This window comes from Pedobacter sp. KBW01 (genome assembly GCF_003852395.1).
Taxonomy (GTDB): domain Bacteria; phylum Bacteroidota; class Bacteroidia; order Sphingobacteriales; family Sphingobacteriaceae; genus Pedobacter.
The window spans coordinates 44,475-65,799 of record NZ_QAJQ01000026.1; the positions used below are offsets into that span (position 1 = coordinate 44,475).

Consider the following 21,325-nt stretch of genomic DNA (forward strand, 5'->3'; position numbering starts at 1 on the left):
TATTGTTATGGTTTTGTAGTGGTACTTTTTTCTTGTTACCTTTTTTTTCTCCCCATCTTTGAGCATCAACAACTACACAAACTAACCAAGGGTTTATGAATTATTTTTTGCATGAAGGCGCTCTCCTAGCTGAACAAATTACCATTCCGGAAGAAGTACAAAACAGCATTAAAAATATGCCTTTTAAGAACCTGCTGTACATTACTCAAATTGGTCAATCGCCGTTAAAAAGTGAAACACATACACCAGACTATGTATTGATTTATTGTTTAACGGGTAAGTTGAATTGCAATACCTCTTATGGTAATTTCCAGCTCAAATCCAACCAGTTTATGTTACTCCCTCCAAATGAGTTTTACAGCTATGAAGTAGATGAACAGTATCCCGGAGAAATTTATTGTTTGCATTTTAACGGAAACATGATCAATGAACTGAATGTGGCCTTTGGTTTAAATAAATTTGCCTCCCCTACCGAACTTCATTTCGACGGGCTCATTATCGATTCATGGAATGAAATATTTAACAGCCTGTCAAAAGAACTTAGCGCTGAAAATATAGCTTATGCTAACCTTTGCCTGTACCGTTTTATTTCATTTTTTCTGTTTTCGAACCAAAAGCAGAAACCAGTATTAGAAAGAGAAGATCAGCTGGAACAATCGATTTCTTACATGAAAGCCAATCTTCATAAGCGCCTTTGTGTGGATGAAATTGCTGAAACCTTCAGGTATTCTCCCTCACACTACTCGGTTCTTTTTAAACAAAAAACAGGCTTATCGCCAATAGAATACTTTATCAGGATAAAAATTAAGCATGCAAGCGAATTACTAACCACCAGCAACTTAATTGTAAAGGAAATTGCGGGCGAAGTTGGTTATGACGATCCTTTCTATTTCACCAGAATTTTCAAAAAAGTTACCGGAAAAACCCCGCGAGAATACAAAGAGCTAAACACTTTGTCTAACAGGCGCCACAACCAAAATGGCATGCGGTTTATTCATGCTAATTAAATCCCGGCAACTAAAGTTAGCTGGCATATATGCTAAAAAAGCAAGAACCCTTAAGGATTCTTGCTTTTCTTTTTACAGGCTTCTGCTAAGCTCTCGATCAATATAGCCCTTAAGCTTTTCCTTATTCTCAGGCAGCGGGCATCTTACCTCAGCCCAATTTCCGCGCTTATCAATTAATAAGAATCTTGGGATAGCCACCATTTTATATTTCCGCCCAAAAGCATCCCCAACATTATCCAAAAGCTGTACACCTTCTAATGCTTTCTCTTTAATCATGCCCAGCCATTTCTCTTTATCTTTTTCGGCATCTAAAGAAATTCCCACAAACACTACATTGTTATTGCCTTTGTAATGTTCTTCTACTTCTTTTAAGAAAGGTATTTGTGCTTTACAAGGTCCGCACCAGGTTGCCCATACATCAATTAATACTACTTTTCCTTTAAAATCTTTCATCGAAACCATTTTACCGCTTGCATCAGGCAAAATAAAGTCAGCAGCCGATTTCCCGATAAAAGCAGTGTCGGCAATAAACGTTTTTAACTGTGCTTCATATTTCTGTTTCACAGAAGATGGTTTAGCATATTTTTGATAAGGCATGAAAGTATCCCTAAATTCGCTGTAATTAGCAATGTTTAATTCTAACTCTTCCAGCTGCGCTTTCAGTACAAAAGATTTCAGACTGTCGTTTGTAATGGCATTCATCAATAACTTCACCCGCTCTGCATCACCCATTTGCGCTTTCTGGCTTTCGTTCAGATGATTTAAACAAAACCTGGCGTACAAATTAATATAATCATACCCTTCTCCCAATTGAAGAATTTGTCCTGATTTTATGCTGTTATCTCTCAAAAGCTGCTGATAGTAATCAGGGACGGCTAAAAAGTTTTTAGACTGGTAAATGTAGCCTCCTCTTTTTTCAGTAGAAGATTTTAACAGCATGTTTAATGCCAGCAGACTGTTATCCATCTGAACCGCTACCTTAAAGAGCGAGTTAAAAGCAGGGTCGGCTGTTTTAACCTGGCGGATAAAATCACTAACTTTTACCTGGAGCGGTTTATAAAGCGCAGAAAATGCTTCACGATCAGGCTTCTTTTCGAGGCTCATGAGCTTTAGTGGGTTAATCAACCGTTCCCATTCACTAATCAACCGGTTGGCTTCAGTTGTTTTTGAAGCGCTCAGTTCAACACCCGTATTATAATCAAATACCAGATTAATCTGATCATTGGGCTTAAGGTATAACCGTTTTTTAAACCTGGCTGAAGAAAGGTAGTAAAGACCTTCTTTTTGGATCGGAAGATTAAAATTAAAGGTTGAATCGCTTTTAGCTATGGTATACGTTTCAATTGTTTGACAACGCCCCTCAACCACTTTTTCTAAAGAAAGATCAACAGCCCATTTTAAACTTGTAACCACTTTACCACTAACCTGAGTCATCGGGAATTTGGCCGCTTGTTTCGCAATAATGAACCCTTTTTTCGCTTTAAAAGCGGCCTCATCAAGGGCTATATTTAGTTTTTGGCCAGCCACCAGTTTCAATGGAAAATTAACCACGTAATCGGTCTCTAACCTTCTGTGGCCCATCTTCATTACTGCAACCCGCATTTCATACGATGTATTTGCTAAGACCGGCATTACAATCGAAAACTTATTTGTGGCAGTATCAATTAAGTATTGAATGGCCCTGAACGACTTGCCTTCAGCTTTGCCAACTATAGTAATTTCATAATTTTTCTTTTGCGTAATCACTCCCGAAACTTCCGCAGGCTTTTGTTGTGCTAAAACATTGATTACATTAACAAAGCAAAAAATGGCACACAAAACTATTTTTATCTCTTTTTTCATTTCACTAATTAATTATTGCATCATAGCAATATTTAAAGCATATATAATTTACTTTACCGCTAATGCAGCATCTACTATTTTCTTAAAGCGGGGATCTGATGGCCGCGGTGCATCAACCGTTACTATTTTTCCTTCACGGTCAAAAATCAGAAAACGTGGAATAACAGATATCTTGTAGAACTTAAAAAGTGATTCATCGAATTGTGATAATAATTCAATACTTGTAAAGGCATGTTTTTTCACAAAACCTTTCCAGGCATCCTTTTTACTGTACCCATCAACCGACATTCCAATAAAAGCAATATCATTCCTATTCTTATAGCCTTCGGCAATTTTTTCCATGATTGGCTTTTCTGCTAAACAAGGAGCGCACCACATGGCCCAAACATCTATAACCACAACCTTGCCCTTAAAGCCGTTTAAGGTATGCGTTTTTTCATTTACGTCTTTAAGCTCAAAGTTATAACCAGCTTTCCCTACTGCAAACGGAGTTAAATCATTGTATAATTTCTGATAAGCCTCTTTTTGCGCTACAGTTGTAAAAATATCCTTGTATGGCTCTACATACTTCACAAAATGCTCAAATTCTTTAACCCCGGGCATTTTATGCAAAAGGAAAGCTACCTTAACACTACCATTATTTATTTTTGCGGCATTTTCAGGAGAAAAATAGTTCTCTAAAACCTTCTCCTGATTTTTAACTTCAATAAACTTCCGATAACCAAAAACATAATCAAGCAATTCCATTCCATGTTCAGAACGTAGCAAACGAACATCGTTCACTATATTTTTATCAAGCAGAGGTTTATAAAATGGCTGAGCATTTGCCGTACTATCATAATTGGCATTCAGCCTCCCTAAACCAAAATAATTGCCAGCTTTCAGATATTTAAGATCAATACTAATTTTATCGTTAAGCCAGATATTAAAATAAGTGTTATTGGTTTTGTGTGAAGCCAAAAATGAGATGGCAAATTTTTCGAACTGGGCATACTTACTACGGCCAATATCTAGTTTAGTAGCAACGGAATGACTATATTCATTCTTGGCATTTAACCATTCCTGTAAAAATTTGCTTTCGGTATTTTCATTCTCAATAACGCAACTGTCATAATCAACAGAGCTCTTTTCCATGTAAAAGCTAACTTTTTTATGTTCGCCTGCTTTAAGGTAGATGGTATATTTGAACTCATGCCCCTTTCCTCCTGCCTTTTTGAAAAAAAAGATACCTTCTTTAACATCAACTTCAAAATTACAGTTCCCATTAACATCGGGTCGTTTAAACCCTAAACTTACCGTCGTACCATCTTTGAGCTCGTATAAAAACAATCCACTGGCTCTGTTTCCATAAATGGTGCAGTCAATAGTTGCTTTATTTCCATTAGCATAAACGTTGCCAGCCGCGAGGCTGCACCATAATAAAATGGCTAATAATTTACTCCTCATTTTTGCTTTCGTATTAATTCCCAAAATCAATTATCCTAAGTTCTCTCAGTGTTATAATTTAGTGCTAAAACGGTTATCGAGGGCTTTCTTGATATAATCGGCCACATATTCCAGATGCTCTTTTGAATCGATATCGGTCGTTGAAGGAATTGTGGCGAGAATATTTTTACGCAAGTCTTCTAAATGAACAGCTATTAATGCCCCAATATCTGAGCCTGTGGTTAAAGGCATCATTTCTGCAGCCTGAGTACCACCGAATAATAATCCAATGGCATTGTAACCCACCTCCGATTCTTTCATACTCCGCAGCAAAGCATTAACATAGAATTTTTGAACATCCCTGCGAAATTGCTCTATTGGCTGATGGGTATTCAACTCGTTCCAAACACCAGCCTTCATATCGGCCAGCAATGCATTCATCGAATAAGTATTTTCTTTACCAAAACGTTCCTCCATCATGTACAGGGTGTTAAACGCACGATCACTGAATACAGCATTCATGGCTCGCTCCTGAATAACCCTAACACTGCTGTAACGTATCGGATTACCAATTTTATTTAAGATGTTTTGATCAAGCAGCCAGGTAGGCGTTTCAAAAACCTGTTTATTTAAGAACGCTACCGCTTCTCTTTGCTTATCAACCGGTGCTGAGGCATAACTGTCACCTGCATCTCCAGGATATTTAATCGTTTCGTAAACACTTCCAATATTTTTGGTCACATGGGTTACATAGCGGTTAAACTGGTTAATCACCTGAATATACATTTGGCTAAGGTTTTTATATAAATCCCCCTCCTCTTTGGTCCACTCGGGTAAGTTTTTAACCACGTACTTTAGGTTTTTAATCCCATATTCGCTGGCTTTCATGCTATTGTCACCAACATCCTCAGTCTGGCAGCGGGCATCATTATTCATACCTTCCCCACCAAACCATAACCTTGGATTATCTTTTAGCGTATCGCTAATCCACTTAGAAACAATTTTCCGGTCAGTAGCTACATCCTTGGCACCAACATAAGTGTAACCCCATTTAATTGCCCATTTATCATAATCGTTGATGCGTGGCATAATACCGGCTGCACCAATGCTGTCTTCGGGCTGTGCCACATAGTTGAAACGGGCATAATCCATAATTGAACTGGTATGGCCATATTTCTCTACCCAGGCCTTATCCCTTAATTTTTCTACAGGTGTTAAGCTACTGCTGCCCATATTATGGCGAAGGCCTAAAGTATGCCCTACTTCATGTGATGATACAAATCTGATCAACTCGCCCATTAAATCATCACTAAAAGTCATATGGCGCGCTCTTGGATCATTCGGTCCTGCCTGAAGCATATACCAGTCATGCACCAAAGACATTACATTATGATACCACCCGATATAACTTTGCAATATTTCCCCGCTTCGGGGATCATGGATATTAGGTCCGTAGGCATTGGCAACATCTGAAGGCAGATAACGTAGTATTTTATAACGGGCATCTTCAAGGCTCATCGTTGTATCGCCTTCCGGCCATTCCTTACCGATAATCGCGTTCTTAAAACCAGCCGCTTTAAATGCCTCATTCCAGTCATTAATTCCCTGAATCAGGTATGGCCGCCACTGCTTTGGTGTTGCAGGATCTAAGTAGTATACAATAGGCTGTTTGGGTTCTACCAGTTCGCCCCTTTTGTATTTGGCCATGTCTTCTGCCCTGGGCTCCAGGTTATAGCGAACAATAAATGATTTGGTTTCAATATTCTGCTGATCGTCTGATAATGGCGTATAACTATCGGCAAAATATCCAACGCGCAAATCAAATTCGCGCGGCACCATAGGTGTTTTAGGCATGAGCAAAATAGATGTCGAAACCTCCATGGTAACGGCATTTCCGATTTTAGCGGCATCTAAAACTGGCATTACCGGTGAGGGCTTCCCTGGTACTGTAGCTGAATAAGTCCGAACCGATTTTATCTCAATATTAATAGGATAGGCTGTTACATTTTTCAGGAAGCTTTTATCCTGGGCGATGGCACCAAGGCTTAATCGCTTCTGTACCTCATCATTTAGTTTGGTAAATGTGTTTTCTTTTTGAAGGAAATCCGTTACATCAATAAAAGAACTTCTATCAGCTTCTCCCCTCGCTTTCAAATCAAATACTATTGCAATGGCATCGAGGTTATTATTGCCAACCGCCTTAGCGATGGTACTCGTCGAATCTACCCTGGTAATTTGGCTAACGATTTTTAAGTTGATCTTTTTTCCAATCCCTTTATCAAATAAAATGGTTTTTTGTCCCATTTCTTCACCTCCGTATTTCGGACTGCCGCCTGGTACTTTAACCAGCCAATTGGTTAATAATAACTCTCTCTTTAAAAGTGAATCCGGAATTTCGAAATAATACCTGTTCCCAGTTTGGTAAACATTAAACAAGCCTTTTTTGATGACCGTCTCTTTGGTAATAATTGTTTTTAACGGATCGGCTTTTTTTACTGTATCAGTTTTGACAGCAGTTTTTTGCTCTTTTGGGTTCTGCGCAAATAGCGAACTGCTGCACAAACCTAGCAATACTATATATATGAATTTCATTATCTACTTATTATCTTAATATACAGTCTTTTAATTTTTCGGATTTAGGGCATTATTGATTTTATCCGAAAGGTATTTAAGATGCGCTAACATTACCGGATCAGTGTAAGCTGGAATCGCAGCTTTACATTGTGCCTCAATTGCCTTTAAGTTTTTACGCATGGCTAAAGGAATATCTGTTCCGGCAATAAGGCCCTCTTTTGTTGGATCAGGAACTAATTCGCCTTCTGCCAGATATTTAAGCAAATAATTTACTGCAAATTTTTGCAGGTAACGCTTATTGCCGTCTACTGGCTGGTGATTTTTAAACTCGGCATAAAGGCCATTACTCAGATCTGTAAGCATCTCGTCAACCGTATAAGTTTTATCTTTTCCAAAACGCATGGTAGCGGTGTTCATACGGAAAAGGCGGTTAGGGTCAATAAGTTTAAAAAGTGCATCTTCCTGCATTTTTGTAACCTCTTCTTTTTTTGCTGGTTTTCTGAATTTATTTAGTACACTCGGCTCTAAAATCCATTCAGGCGTATTAAAAACTTCTTTATTTAAAAAAGCAACTGCCTGTTTTTGAATTACTTTCGATACCGGAACATACACATCTCCTACCTGGTCCACAGTTTTCATATTTTCTGTAACACCACCAATTTGAGTAAAGGCATGACGCATAAAAAATGAATACTGGCTTACAAGAGTGTAATAAAGATCTGAAGTAGTAAAATAGGTATTCTCACCAGTAGTCGTCCATGGAATTAAATTAGCCATCACGTATTTCAGGTTTTTTATACCATATGCTGCTGCCGCTACCGGATTATTACTTAAATCTTCCCATTGCGCTGTAGGATTGGTAATATCCGTAGGTTTAATACCTGCTGGTTGGGTTGCAAAAATCAGGTTAGCATTTGCATTTAAATTGTTTTTAATCCAGCCCAATCTGATTTTCTTATCTGCTTCGAAACTGGTAGCCCCGGTGTTGGTATAAGCCCATTTAATAGCCCATTTATCATAATCGCTAATCTGTGGAATTAAACCTTTACGCGAAACTTGATCAGCAGGTTGGGCCACATAATTATAATGGTTATAATCCATGATCGAATAATTAAACGGGTGATTTGCCAGCCAGTTTTTATCTCTCAGTTTTTCTAAAGGGATTGCATAACTGCTGCCCAGGTTTTCTGTTAAACCCAGTGTAAAGCCTACAGTTCTGCTGATTTCCGCCTGTATTAATGCACCCATTAGTTCTTCGCTAAATTTCATGTTTCGTGCATCTTTATCTGCCGCCCCGGCTTGAATCATGTACCAGTCGTGAAGGGTTTTAACCTGCGAGTGCGACCAACCGATATAAGTTTGGATAATTTCTCCCGAACGTGGATCTGTTACCTGGTTATTATCAACAAAGGGGCTGATAGCTGGCATGTAGCGAATAACGCGGAAACGTCCATCTTCCAAATCCATTGATTTATCGTTAACCGGCCACTCTTTGCCAATAATTGCATTCTTGAAACCTGCGGCCTTAAATGCCTCGTTCCAGTTATTGATACCAGCAATCATGTATTTTCTGTATTGTTTTGGCGTTGCTGGATCGATATAATACACCAATGGTTCTTTAGGTTCTACCAGTTCGCCTGCCTGATAACGTTTTAAATCTTCGGGTTTTACTTCCAGTCTGTTCTTAATGATAAAGCGTCTTTCCTCCACCTTCTGTTGTGCATCAGAAAAAACAGTGTAAGAATCAGATTTGAAACCAACTCTTGGGTCATAAGCCTGAATTTTCATGGCCTCTTTAGGCAATACCATTACTGAATTGCTAATTTCGAAGGTAACGCCAACGCTCGACGGCGCTGGTGCCGAAGCGTCGGCAGGAGAATCTCCATCAGCCGCTGCTGGTCTTGGAGCTGCACCTAAGGCATAGGTTTTAAGCGATTTTACCTCGATATTATTTGGATAAGCTTCCATTCCCAGAATTGCCGACCTATCCGCTGCCGGTGCACCGGTACCCATTTGTTTTTTAGCCGCAGGATGGAAACCGGAAATCAGGTTATCCTTTAAAAAGAAATCTGTCATTTCCACAACAGAAGATTTACCATCAACACTGCGTGCTTTTAAATCTAATACCATAATGATGGGATCAATGGTAGCATTTTTAACTGCTTTTGCCAGTTCATTTGACGGGTCGCTTTGTGCGACATTGGTTATAGCCCGTACAAATAGTTTATCACCAGCTGCTTTTTCGAAAGAAACAATAATGCCATTCATCAGATCTCCACTATAACGGGGACTTCCGGTCGGAACTTTACTCAAACGCGTTGTGAACAGGAATTCCCTTGACAACAATTCATCAGGGATTTCAAAATAATAACGTTCATCAACTTTGTGAACAGTAAACAAACCCAGCTTTGATATAGACTTAGCTGTAATAACCTGGTTATAGGGCTTTAATTTAGCTACAACTACAGGTTTGGTAACCGAGGTCGAATCTTGTGCGAATCCTTTTTCTGCCGCAAATAAAACGAGGGCAAAAACAGGTATAAACTTTAATTTTATCATATTTATTAATTGATCTTATTGGCTGCCGTTGTTCACGGCCATATGTGTGTTTAATTAAGTTCTATATACTTATCTCCCGAGAGATTTTTTAAAGGTGATATCGGTAATTTTATCAAAGCCGGTATAAACATCGGCTGGAGATGACACTGAGCCTAAAATAGCGCCAGTTTGAGCGTTGAGGTTAAAGAAATAAACCTTGTTTCCACCACCACTGGCCGTTTCATCGGTTGCTACTACCAACACCTTACCTTCGGGTACATTAAGTGCGGCAATATTAGCCGCAGTATAACCCGAATTAAAAATCTTCATCGCTTTGATTACTGTGCCACCTGGAAATGTTAAACCAACCGTTGCAGCAGAACTGGCCAGATTATTCACTGTACAAGTGTATATTTTATTGCTGTTTACATAATAAAACACTCCCTTTGGCTGCGATAAAAAGGTCGGGTTAGCAAACATGGTCGCAGTATTAATACCCGGACAGTTTGCTTCTTTTAACTGGAAACGTCCGGTTGTAAAATTGTTTGAATAAGCTATACCTCTTGGAAACTGCACCAGGTAGGTGTTGTTACCAGCGTCATCTCTAAAGAAACAATTCCAGTATATGGCGAGCGATGCCGTCATGGGTTGTGCATTCTCGGCATAAATCATATTATCGGTCATGTTTTTCAAATCAAATCCACTCCCGGTAACAGGATTTAAATTTGTTGTGGCCGCAGCATAGGCGGGTATATTTACCAATGCAGATGTAGAGGCATTAAACAACACAAACCCTTTATTCACCCTATCATAAAGGGTATATATTTGATCACTTGTACTGGCATTAATTACATATGGCGCAATAGTAAGACCAGCATAAGGTGGAAAAAACAAAGGGGGGTTAGCCAAATGAGCCACACTTTGAAACTGACGGTAAGCAATCTGGTTATTTACTATTACATATTCCCATCCAGCTCCCGAGCCACCCGCAGAACCGTTTGCCTGAAAATTCATCGAAGATATTGCACCGGGAGTAAACCAGTTTTCTATCCTTGTGGAGTCCGCAAAATCAACACTTCTAACCTGTAATCCTCCATTTGGATAAAGGAACGAGACCTTTTGTGCATTAATTGCAGTTGCATAATTAACTACGTTTACCTTAAAAGTTCCGGCAGGCAGCTTGTGCCCGTTCATGGTAGCATACACATTATTGAAGACTTTCCCTTTTACCCCGCCATCCCTGGTGGTAATTACTGAAATATCGGCTCCATTTTGCTGCTCTTGCAATACCAGCCAGCCTTCACCTCCCCATTCTGCCCCAGATACATTGAGTACAAATGTTTTATAATAGGAAACCCCTGTATCGTTATTGGTTACCCGGGCCACCAATCTGTATAAATTCGGAGGAAGGGTAATCTTAGTCTTTAAGCTCGCCGCCTCACTAATCATATATTTTGAAGGATTCGCATTTGCCTGTAAATATTGTGTAATTAACCACTGATAAGAAAGGTTGCCCGGAGCACCAATTGAAGCGTCTATTTTTAGTTTCACCTTTAAACTATCATTCTGACGTAGAATAATTGAATCTGGCGTAACAAACATAGCTGGATCTGCGCTGGCCATGTCAGCCGAAATCTTCAAAGTATTGATTTCGATATAATCGTAATTTCCCTGATCTTTAGAACAGCCTATAATTATTGATGCGACAGCAGTTAAGCTTAAGAAAATACCTAATATTTTTTTCATCTGTTTTATTTCTTCACTTGTCAAATGAAAGTTCATTAATAGTTTGCCGGTCCAACCTGGATGGGTTTATTCCCATTGTCAGGATCGTTTAATACCGCGCCTGGTAAGCCATAATTGCCCGGGTAATTTGTTTTGATATAATTTCTTACCGTTGCCAGATATAAGTTATAGGCCACAGGGGGAGAAAATCTGCTTCCGGGAAACTCTGTTATGGTTACTCCTGTTGCCGGATCGTACAGGGCATCTAAAATCACTTTGTATTTTGTGGGGCTCCAGGTGCCGAAATTAGTCTGATAGCCCGCAAAAAAACCGGTTACCGTTCCGGTAAACTCACCCCACGAATCTGGTTTCTGCATATACCCCAGGTTAATTGTTATTTTCTGTTTAGTGGTAATCCCCTCTGCTGCGAAATTCTGATCTTTCTTTAGTTTAAGGTTTATTTTAACCTGTTTCCCGTTTTCTAAATCAGCAGTACGATATACTACAACCGGAAGCATACCCATTACCGATTTTGCAGGGATAATTAGATTTGTTAACAGCTTAAAATGTGTGCCTTCAATGGCTGCGTTGTTAGCAGAAGGCAATATTTCAACACTGAACGACCTATCTGTCGCGGCAGAATTTCCCAATACATTTACAGGCACGTTAATGGTATCTTTTAACTTTTTAGGGTATTTAGCAAAGGAGTAAGAGATGCTTGTGTCGGCCGTTCCAAAATAAATGGCATCGGCTTCTGCAAACAAAGCAGGATCCTTGCTGCATCCGCTAAAAAAGGAGATGGACAAAAAAGCTGTCATACACAGCAAAATAAGTTTCATAACAATTCTTTAATTTAATGGTTACTATTTATTGTACTCTAATTCCTTATCCGGAATTGGAAATACATATACATTGGCAGGAACAGGAACTGTTGTTCCCGATTCTGTTTTCAAATCTTTATTCAGTCTTTTATAGTAAAAGAAAGTTTGTCCTTCCTGGATAAATTCCCTTTTATATTCTCTGGTAATCTCTGCAGATAAGGCTATTCCATCTGGTACAGTGGCTGTTGTTAATGTAGTTAAGCCCCTTGCGCTCCTGGCTAAATTCAAGTACGATAATCCTGTTGCAAGATCTCCCATTGCATTAGCACATTCAGCAACCACATAGTACATTTCAGAAATCCTGATCACAGGCATAATATTTTGCATGGGATAGGGTAATCCCGCATTCTGGAAAAATTTAGAAGGAACATTAAAGGCTTTTGCCGAATTATTATCGAACCACGATAACCTCCAGTCGGTAGTGCCGTAAAGTGCAGTTTTATTAGCAGGTGCAAGCTGAAGTGAAACTCCCGTCGTTCCGCCTACATTAAAAAGCCCTTCGTTAATTAAGCCGATGTTGGTACTGTAAAGTGCAAAAACCAGTTCTTTTGAAAAAAGGCGGTCTCTGGTACTGGCCGTTGCCAAAGCTACGTTACTGGTAGACAGCGGAAATTTATTACTTCCAATAACTTCTTTTGCATTGGCCATAGCATTTGCATAATCTCCCTTGTATAGGTAAATACGGGCCAAACAGGCTTTGGTTGCCCAATAGTTCATGTGATTTTGGGTATAGCCCGAAAATAAATCTAAATTGCCTTGCTGTAACGCTGAAGTATCTGCCTGGGCCAGTATATTTTTAGCCTGATTTAAATCTGCTATACAAGAATCCAATACTGCATTAAGCGTTAAAAAAGGGGCTGCTTTAGCTGTAAAATTACTCACGTATGGTATTGCCTTCTCATTCATACCCGTTAAAGGTAACTGACCAAATAAACGGGCCAGATCAAAGTGGAATAAACCCCTTAGTGCTAAAGCCTCTCCTTTAACCTTATTGTAGTGATCTCTTGAAAAAACTTCTTTTTTTGCATCAACATAACCAAGCAGGTTATTTAGATTAGCGATGTTGTTATACATTCCGCCCCATATCAATGCCATTTCAGCTTTTACCCCTACCTGGGCATAATCATACCGGTAAGTATTGGCGTAAAGGTTATCGCCTAAAGCCGAGGTTGAGGCATTGGTGTAATTATTCACCAATACCGAAAGCATTCCTACCGATAAATCTTGCGTATATAAACCTTTTCCAGCAAAAGAAGCCGGCTTATCCATCCCTAAATAAACGCCTGTCAGGGCGTCGGTGAAACCTTGTTCATCATTAAACAAAGCTTGTTGAGGGACTTTATCTTTTAATGGCATTTCCAGAAATTTCTTACATCCGTTCAATGTAAGCAACAGTACAAAGCAACATAACAAGCCAGTGGCTGCCTGATTGATTTTCGGTGTAATTTTATTCTTTTTAAACATACACTTAGAAATTTGTAGTTATTCCAAAATTTAAACTTCTGGAAAAAGGATAGCTCGTTCCCCTTTCGGTTTTAATTGTTGCAAAACGCAGTAAATTGTTTTGGGTAATCATGATACGAGGTGCAGATAAATGAGCGGCCTTCACCCATTTTAGGCTTGTCGGAAAGTTATAACCAACCGTTAAACTTGCCAGTTCAAGAAAATTATCTTTCTGAACAAAACGCGAAGTTGCATTTGTTTGCTGCAGTCCGGTTGAACCATCTGCTACCAAAGCCTTAAATGCAACCTGATCACCGGGTTGTTTCCAGCGTTCTGTTAATACCCTTAAATCCGCATTACCATGCAACAAATCAACATTTTCAACTTTATCAACCAAGGTTTGGTTATACATGTAACCACCAAACTGATAGCTAACATTTAAGTTCAGGACAAAATTTTTGTAAGTAAGACTGGAGCTGGCACTTCCTTTAATTTTAGCAGTAGCATCAGCAATCGGGCGTTTATCCCTGGCATCCCAGATAAAGGTTTGGCTTCCATCTAATTTAACGAATACTTCTTTACCGGTGGCCGGATCGATACCCAAAGAGGGTACGGCCCAAATCCTCGACATGGATTGCCCTACTTCGAAACGTGGCAACGGCGTAGTTTGGTATCTTGAGTTTAAAACATCATTTGGAGCTGTAGCACTGTTAAATGCATTATTTATGGCTACAATAGCAGGCGATAACCTGGTAATGGTATTGGTATAATGTCCGGCGTTAAAGCTAACCGTCCAAAATATGTTTCTTGCCGGATTTTTAATTACAGGAGCGGTAATCCCCACTTCAAATCCTTCATTTTTAGTGGCACCTAAATTATTCTGATAAGTTGAAAAACCGGTAGAGGGCGCAAGATCAAGCGGCAATATCAGGTTGTCAGTCGTTTCCCTGAAAAACTCAATACTGGCATTAAGCCTTCCTTTGAAAAATCCCAGATTTAATCCGATATTGCTTTTAAGTGTTTGCTGCCATTTCAAATCAGGATTAGCATAATTAAGCGTTGAAGCACCTACCATTAAGCGGTAATTGTTTGCATAATTATACTGATAGATTTGTTGTGCCATATCCGAAGAAAAGTTTTGGTTACCTGTAGTACCAATACTGGCACTCAGTTTAGCCACCTGGATAATATCGTTAGGTTTAAAAAACTTTTCGTTGGCAATATTCCAGGCCAAACCACCTGCAAAAAATGGAGCAAACCGGCTATTCGAACCGAATTGCGAAGACCCGCTTTGGTTAGCTGTAAATTCTAAAGTATAGCGGTTATCGTAATTATAACTTAAGCTTAAATAATTAGAAAGATTTTTAGTTAGATTATTAGTCGTTCTGGGTTTTATGGTTTGATAATCAAAACCATTTGCAAGACCCAGTTCACCCAGATAATCGTTAGGAATGCCATATACTTCAATAGTAGTGGAATTACTACTTGTTTTTTGCAAAGAGGTACCCAAATTGGCCAAAATAGTATTTTTACCTAAAGCCAGGCGATAACTGCCATTTAACCGTCCGCTAATTGCGCTATTTTTACCTTTAAGCTGCTGGTAATAGCCCAAATCAGGAAATAGTGCTAATGAACTTGAAACAAATTTTGTATGATCAGCCGGGTAGAATGTTTCAGCACCCGGTAAATTACTACTCCAGCCTAAGCTACCTGTTATTTTTAGATCATTTGTAATCGACCAATCCAAATTGGTATTATTGGTAAAACTTAAAATTGTACTATAGTCTTTAACATTTAAGGTAGAATTATAGGATGGATTGGTAAATGCGCCACCCGGTGCAGTAATATTAAATCCTAAAGCAGATTGACCAGGCTCTAAAATTTTAATCGGGTTTCCGTTTTCATCGTTATTTCTAAAATACGGAAATTGATCTACGTAATCATTAAAAGATCCCCACGAGGTATTATTCCCTTTGGTGTAGCCTACCAGAATGCTGTTACTTAATTTAATTCGGCTAACAGCATAAGAAACATTGTAACTTAAACCATAACGGTTCCTTCCAGAGCCTTTCATAGCCCCGTCAGAAGCATTATAGTTTAAACCAAAAGAATACCGCAGCGGGCCTGAACCACCAGACAGGGAAAGACTTTGGTTTAAGCCAAAACCAATTTGTAAGGGCTGAGAAAGCCAGTAAGTATCAACCCCGCTTTTTACCTTCGCTAAGCGGTAATCGTACCATTGCTTTTTTGCAATATCATTGTATTGATTATTGGGGTCGCTAAAAATTCCGGTTAACCTTTGCGCCTCCAGCAGCTGTTCTGCATTCATCAAATGATAAGATGATAGATCCGGCAGCTCTACACTTGTATTAACGGAGTAGGTCACTTTCAGTTTTCCGGCCAGTGGTACTTTTGTTTCGATTACAATTACACCATTTGCGGCCTTTGAACCATAAGCAACAGTTGCTGCCGCATCTTTTAACACCGTGATATTGGCTATCAGGTTGATATCCATATCAAATAGTGTTTGCAATGTAGTCTCAAAACCATCTAAAATAATTAACGGCTGGTTGGGGTTAGCCAGATAATTGGCCATGATATCGCCATTGGAAACCGGATTTGCCCCTGTGGTACCCCCAGGCTGTAAAGAAGGTAAATTATTGGCACCCCTGATCTGAATATTGGGTAATCTGTTCGGATCACTCCCAAACTGATTATCCTGTGCTATCCTTACAGATGGGTCAATCACCCCTAATGCCTGTATCACATTTTTGGGATTAACCATTTTCAGTTCCTCGCCGGTATATGTTTTTGCTGAACCGGTAAAATTACCTACCGGCCGTTTATATAAACCGGTATTAACCGTTACTTCTTTAAGGTTAAACGCATCAACCTTTAATACAAATTTTAAATCTGTTTCTCCGGCCTTTAAGGTTATTTCACGTAATAAACGGCCAACAAATGTTGCCCTGATTGTTGCACCAGGCGTTACTTTTTTTAGTTCAAAGCGGCCGTCCTTATCAGTTCTTGTACTATTTGCACTGCTTACCTGCATCACAACCGCACCAGCCAGGGGTACTCCGGTTTCATCCTGAACAACCCCTCTTACGTTTACACTTTGCGCAAAAAGTGCAAGCGAAAAAAAATTCAACATCAATAACAATATTGATTTGTTGTAAATGCCTTTATTTAATCTATTTTTATTGTTGTCCATCAGGATTAATCGCAACTAATTTTCCTTTATTATTAATTCACTTCCTATTCAGGTTTTACAAATACGTAACTTGCAACAGGCACCAATGGCAGGTAAGCTACTCCGGTTACCGGCGGCGTTTTAGGGTAAAATGGCAATGCTGTAAATGGCGTCCTTTTACGTTTGTAATAGAAAAACATTTGTCCTTCTCCTATAAATTCTTTTCGGTACTCATTCATAATTTCAGCTTCTAGTGCAGCTGCATCGGGCACATTAACCGCAGTTAAAGGGGTAGTTAAATTTCTGGCTGCCCTTACTTGATTAAGATAACCTAAGCCTGTTGTAACATCACTCGCGCACTCAGCCAAAACATAGTACATTTCTGTTAAGCGAATCATTGGGAATATATTAGATGAAGTAACAGTAAACTTTTTAGGCAAAAGCGGAGTCCCGCTAGCGCTACCAGTAGCTGCATCTATAAAACTTTTGCGATAATCGATATTTGTGCTGCCATATAGTGCAGTCTGACTTGATGCAGACAAACCGATAAAACAGGGTGCGGCAAAAACAGCCTTATAGTTAGCATAATAATTATTAGCATAAATATTTAGCTTAAACAGGCTTTCCTTTGTAAAAAACAAATCAGAATTTGTATTAAAAGATAAAGCAAATTTATTACTGTTAATTACCGCCAAAGCATTTTTACCGGCTTCAACTTTATCTCCTTTATATAAATACAAACGTGCCAGTAATCCTTTTACAGCCCACCTGGTAATTTGCGAGGTGGTTAAATCATCAGAACTTAACAGGGCATCGGCTGCATTTAAATCAGTAAGACAAGCATTCAGGGTCTGCTCAACCGTACCAGCTGGTGTTGGGTTAGGATTTATGGTTGTTACATAAGGAATGCCCTGGTCTTGAAGATCTGCCGAAGCAAATAAACGCAGCAAGTCAAAGTGTAAATAAGCCCTTAACGCTAAGGCCTCTCCTTTTACTTTATTATAGTTATTTCCGGTAAAAATATCCTTTTTAGCCTCGGTATTAATCAATAGGTTATCCAGGTTAGCGATAGCCAGATACATTTTGTTCCAAACTTCAGTGCTATAATTCTTTACTACAGGGTCAGTAAAATTAAAAGTAGCGGCCTGATAATATAATTGTCCGGCTTTATTTACATTAACGCTATCGAAACTTCTCCCGGCAAGAGAAAGCACGCCCATAGTCAGGTCTTTGCCATACAGTGTAGCCGACCCCATTTGGAGATAAACGGCATTTAAAGCTTCCCTGAATCCCTGCTCGGTAGAAAAGACTTTACCTTCATCTACTTGCAAAGGTTGCGGTGCACCATCAACCCATTTTTTGCAGCCCATAATGCTCAGCAGCACTAACAGGCCCATAATAGCTGATATTTTCATCTTCAAAATCTGCATTACGCTTGTTTTAAAAGTTTGCATTTAAAATGAATGTATAATTACGTTGAAAAGGATAATTAATGCCACGTTGCATATCGGCACCGCCAATTTCAAAAGCATTGTTAACCATAACCTTTACCCCTATATTTTTGGCATTAATCCTCTGCGAAAATGTTTTCGGCAACATATATCCAAGGGTAAGCGAAGAGCATTGCAGTTTATTCTCATTTTCTACCAATCGGGTTGTAGCGTAGGTTGGCGAAACAAACAAACCTTTGTAAGCTGCATTTGGCATACCCGGGCTCCAGCGTCCCGAATTAAATAAACGGGCATCCAGATTATAATCAACCGTTGCATTTTCAATATCGGCCATGGTTTGATTGTACGCCTTAGCCCCGTACTGATAGTTGAAATATGCGCCAAATGAAAACTGCTTAAAGTTGATTTCGGTACCCAGGGCACCTACCCATGTGGGCACTAAACTACCGGCATACACTTTATCTTTAGCATCCCAGATAGTGGTTGATGTACCATCTTTCTTTAAGAAAATTTCTTGGCCGCTTTGTGCATCAATACCTAGAGAAGGTACAGCCCAAATGCCATATACCGGCTGCCCAACTACATATTTGGGCTGGATAGTAGTTTGCGGAACAGCAAAATCATTGTAGTTATTTACATCATTTAAGTAAGGTCCTGCAGCATTAATTTTATTTGTTGTCCGCAGCGCATTGGCGATAACGTTTATCTTTAAATTATGGTGTAAAGATTTATATACCGTTGCTTTTGCCAATAACTCGAATCCATTATTTTCTATCTCTCCGTAGTTATCGTAAAACGAAAAGTTCTGATACCCTGTAGAAGCAACCGAACTTACCGGAAGAATCATCCTGTAGCTGATCTGCTTGTAAACATTAAGGGAAAATGTAAGCTGGTTATGCAACAGGGAAGCTTCTAAACCAAGGTCTTGTTTAAAAGTCTCGGGCGATTGCAGCTGATTGTTTGCCATTCCGGTTAAATAAGCCCCTAAACCAATACCAATGGTACCCATACTACTGCCGGTAGGTATATATTGCTGATTCGTATAGTAATTGTAGGTTGTTCTGTTTAAATAAGACAAGAAGTTCTGGTTCCCCGAAATCCCTAAACTCCCCTTAATTTTTAAAAGATCAATCCAGCTTACCGATTTAAGGAACTTTTCTTTGTTGATATACCACGAAACTCCAACTGCACCAAAATTAGCCGCCTGATTTAAACCCGAATAGTAATCCATGGCACCCGAAATATCGATCTGATAACGGCCATTGTAACTGTAGCCAACATTTCCAAAAGTAGAAACATAGCGGGTTACAATTTTTCCGCTAACAGGTTTTGCAATATTATACGAATTCCCCAGTGCGATATCAACCAAACGATCTGTGGCAAAACCACTCACAGAAACAGCCTCTGATTCGCTGGAGGTTTGCGATAAATTCTGGCCTATGCTTGCAAACAGATAATGCTTGTCAAAATTTTGCTCATACTGTAACCGCAGCCCACCCTGAACATCAAAGAATGAATTTGAAGTATAGTTATATAATCCCCTGGTAAACAAATTTTCTGCTGTTATGCTGGCGAATGCGGTATGATTTGGAGGTAAAAAATGATTTAATTCATCAGATTGTTTTGAAATGCCAATCATTCCATCCAATTGAAATCCGCGCCCCAATAGCCAGTTCAGGTTGGTCAAGTTACTGTAACGTGAATATTTCATGGCATCGGTTGTGGAGAGTGTTGAGTTGTATGCCGGATTTACATAAGTAAGGTTACCATTTCCCAGGGCATTATATTCTACAATTTTCTGAAACTTGCCTGTATACTGATCATTAACCTGCCAGTACGGATTCATTTTAGCATACAAATCAAAGGTACCGTATGGAGAATTTGCCGCATCAGTACCGAGATACGAAAACTGGTTACTGAATGAGAATTCACCAAAATGGCCCCCAAAGTATGCACCCAGATCAAGATTTTTCCTGAAAGTGCCTTTTATTGTGCCATTAACATTATTGTATGAGCCAGTTAACCCATACGCCATATCATCATTACCTGCACTTAAGGCCAGCGTGTGCTTCGTGCTAAGTGCATTGCGTAAGGGTATTGACAACCAATCTGTATTTACATCATTAGCATAAGCCTGATTGTAGCGATTTTGATAAACCGGCGCTAAAGCTCCATTGAATAGGCCGGAGTTTTTCTCTACTTCTAATTTCTGTTTTGCAGTTAGTGGCGTAAAAGAAGAAATATTAGCCGAAGCAATTTGAGCTTGTTCTCTAAATGATATTTCCAGTTTACCAGATGGCTTATTGGTTTTAATGGCAATAACGCCAGTGGCACCACGCATTCCGTAGCTGGCCATGGCCAAGGCATCTTTTAATATGGTAACGCTTTTTACCCGGTTAACATCAATATCCAAAATGGTTTGAAGCGATACCTGAATACCATCAAGCAAAATAACCGGTGTACTGTTTGCAATCGTATTTGAGGCAATATAATCCGAAACGGATGGCGTTGTTAATAGCCCTGAAGAAGTATTGTCCTTATTATTACCTGCAGTATTTGCCCAAAAGGGGAAATTACCAGTGCCAGACAATGAAAGACCCGGAATTGAATTTGGATTATCGCCTTGATTGTTGCTTTTGCTTACCAATAATGATGGTAGATAGAATTTTAAACCGTCAATTAAACTAAGCACACTGATATTGCGCAGTTCTTCGCCTGTTACCACTACGGCCGAAGGTGAAAAGGCATCATTCGATGCTTTCAAAAGAGCTGAACTTACCGCGTAGCCCTCTACCCTTTCCGTATTTACCATCCGAACAACAAGTGAGGGTGTTAACACTTTCTTTCCCATCCTACGATAACCTGGTTTTGAAAGTACAATTACAGAATCTTCATTGTTCTCGAAAACAACAATACCTTTTACTGTATATTTTGACTCTTTTCCTAAGGTTACCTGAACACTATCCAATGGTTTGGAACTGGCCAGGTCTAATACCGTTATCTTTATTTTTTGTATGCGGCGGGCGGTATCAACTTTAGAAAAAAGTTCCTGTACCCCTGGCTGCAACGCATGGCTAGTCTGAAAACCCAAACAAATAATGCACGCTAAACCGATAAAACAGTATATTTTTTTCATTGAACTTAATAAATAGCTAAATTTTCATCTGGCAGAACCATCACAATAACAAAATTACGTTTGCTCAAAATCAAAAAAAATGGATAATAACGCGATTAACAGGACTATAC

11 protein-coding genes are annotated in these 21,325 nt (G+C 39.2%); 1 reads left to right on the forward strand and 10 read right to left on the reverse strand.

Annotated features, from left to right (window positions below; genetic code table 11):
- The first annotated feature begins 95 nt into the window (after positions 1-95).
- The gene (locus DBR40_RS21735; protein ID WP_124561838.1) at positions 96-1,007 is read left to right on the forward strand and encodes an AraC family transcriptional regulator; all 912 of its coding nucleotides are present in this window, start codon (positions 96-98) and stop codon (positions 1,005-1,007) included.
- 72 nt (positions 1,008-1,079) lie between these two features.
- Here the strand turns inward: DBR40_RS21735 and DBR40_RS21740 are convergent, their stop codons facing one another.
- The 10 genes from DBR40_RS21740 to DBR40_RS21785 form a co-directional block, all read right to left on the reverse strand.
- Positions 1,080-2,849: a redoxin family protein gene (locus tag DBR40_RS21740; RefSeq protein WP_124561839.1), complete on the reverse strand. Its 1,770-nt coding sequence runs from the start codon at positions 2,847-2,849 to the stop codon at positions 1,080-1,082.
- Between the two features lie 48 nt (positions 2,850-2,897).
- Entirely contained in the window at positions 2,898-4,295 is a 1,398-nt protein-coding gene (locus DBR40_RS21745; protein ID WP_124561840.1) for a TlpA family protein disulfide reductase, read from the reverse strand.
- Between the two features lie 51 nt (positions 4,296-4,346).
- Entirely contained in the window at positions 4,347-6,866 is a 2,520-nt protein-coding gene (locus DBR40_RS21750) for a zinc-dependent metalloprotease (RefSeq protein WP_124561841.1), read from the reverse strand.
- A 30-nt stretch (positions 6,867-6,896) separates the two neighbouring features.
- On the reverse strand, positions 6,897-9,407 hold the full coding sequence (locus DBR40_RS21755) for a zinc-dependent metalloprotease (RefSeq protein WP_124561842.1): 2,511 nt from the start codon (positions 9,405-9,407) through the stop codon (positions 6,897-6,899).
- A gap of 69 nt (positions 9,408-9,476) precedes the next feature.
- Positions 9,477-11,132, reverse strand: a complete 1,656-nt coding sequence (locus tag DBR40_RS21760; RefSeq protein ID WP_158674105.1) for a PKD-like family lipoprotein — start codon at positions 11,130-11,132, stop codon at positions 9,477-9,479.
- A gap of 35 nt (positions 11,133-11,167) precedes the next feature.
- A complete protein-coding gene (locus tag DBR40_RS21765; RefSeq protein WP_158674106.1) occupies positions 11,168-11,929 on the reverse strand; it encodes a DUF4843 domain-containing protein in 762 nt (253 codons plus the stop codon).
- Positions 11,930-11,974: 45 nt separating this feature from the next.
- Positions 11,975-13,456, reverse strand: coding sequence for a RagB/SusD family nutrient uptake outer membrane protein (locus DBR40_RS21770; RefSeq protein WP_124561845.1), 1,482 nt, complete (start codon positions 13,454-13,456; stop codon positions 11,975-11,977).
- Positions 13,457-13,460: 4 nt separating this feature from the next.
- Positions 13,461-16,649, reverse strand: a complete 3,189-nt coding sequence (locus tag DBR40_RS21775) for a SusC/RagA family TonB-linked outer membrane protein (protein ID WP_124561846.1) — start codon at positions 16,647-16,649, stop codon at positions 13,461-13,463.
- A gap of 44 nt (positions 16,650-16,693) precedes the next feature.
- A complete protein-coding gene (locus tag DBR40_RS21780) occupies positions 16,694-18,082 on the reverse strand; it encodes a RagB/SusD family nutrient uptake outer membrane protein (RefSeq protein WP_124561847.1) in 1,389 nt (462 codons plus the stop codon).
- Entirely contained in the window at positions 18,069-21,215 is a 3,147-nt protein-coding gene (locus DBR40_RS21785; protein WP_124561848.1) for a hypothetical protein, read from the reverse strand. The genes DBR40_RS21780 and DBR40_RS21785 overlap by 14 nt, the downstream gene beginning before the upstream one ends.
- Positions 21,216-21,325: the final 110 nt, after the last annotated feature.

Bases quoted from the DNA above. Each gene is read 5' to 3' on its own strand.
- DBR40_RS21775 (WP_124561846.1), bottom strand. From the start codon at position 16,649: ATGGACAACAATAAAAATAGATTAAATAAAGGCATTTACAACAAATCA.
- DBR40_RS21770 (WP_124561845.1), bottom strand. From the start codon at position 13,456: ATGTTTAAAAAGAATAAAATTACACCGAAAATCAATCAGGCAGCCACT.
- DBR40_RS21760 (WP_158674105.1), bottom strand. From the start codon at position 11,132: ATGAAAAAAATATTAGGTATTTTCTTAAGCTTAACTGCTGTCGCATCA.
- DBR40_RS21755 (WP_124561842.1), bottom strand. From the start codon at position 9,407: ATGATAAAATTAAAGTTTATACCTGTTTTTGCCCTCGTTTTATTTGCG.
- DBR40_RS21785 (WP_124561848.1), bottom strand. From the start codon at position 21,215: ATGAAAAAAATATACTGTTTTATCGGTTTAGCGTGCATTATTTGTTTG.
- DBR40_RS21780 (WP_124561847.1), bottom strand. From the start codon at position 18,082: ATGCAAACTTTTAAAACAAGCGTAATGCAGATTTTGAAGATGAAAATA.
- DBR40_RS21750 (WP_124561841.1), bottom strand. From the start codon at position 6,866: ATGAAATTCATATATATAGTATTGCTAGGTTTGTGCAGCAGTTCGCTA.
- DBR40_RS21765 (WP_158674106.1), bottom strand. From the start codon at position 11,929: ATGACAGCTTTTTTGTCCATCTCCTTTTTTAGCGGATGCAGCAAGGAT.
- DBR40_RS21745 (WP_124561840.1), bottom strand. From the start codon at position 4,295: ATGAGGAGTAAATTATTAGCCATTTTATTATGGTGCAGCCTCGCGGCT.
- DBR40_RS21740 (WP_124561839.1), bottom strand. From the start codon at position 2,849: ATGAAAAAAGAGATAAAAATAGTTTTGTGTGCCATTTTTTGCTTTGTT.
- DBR40_RS21735 (WP_124561838.1), top strand. From the start codon at position 96: ATGAATTATTTTTTGCATGAAGGCGCTCTCCTAGCTGAACAAATTACC.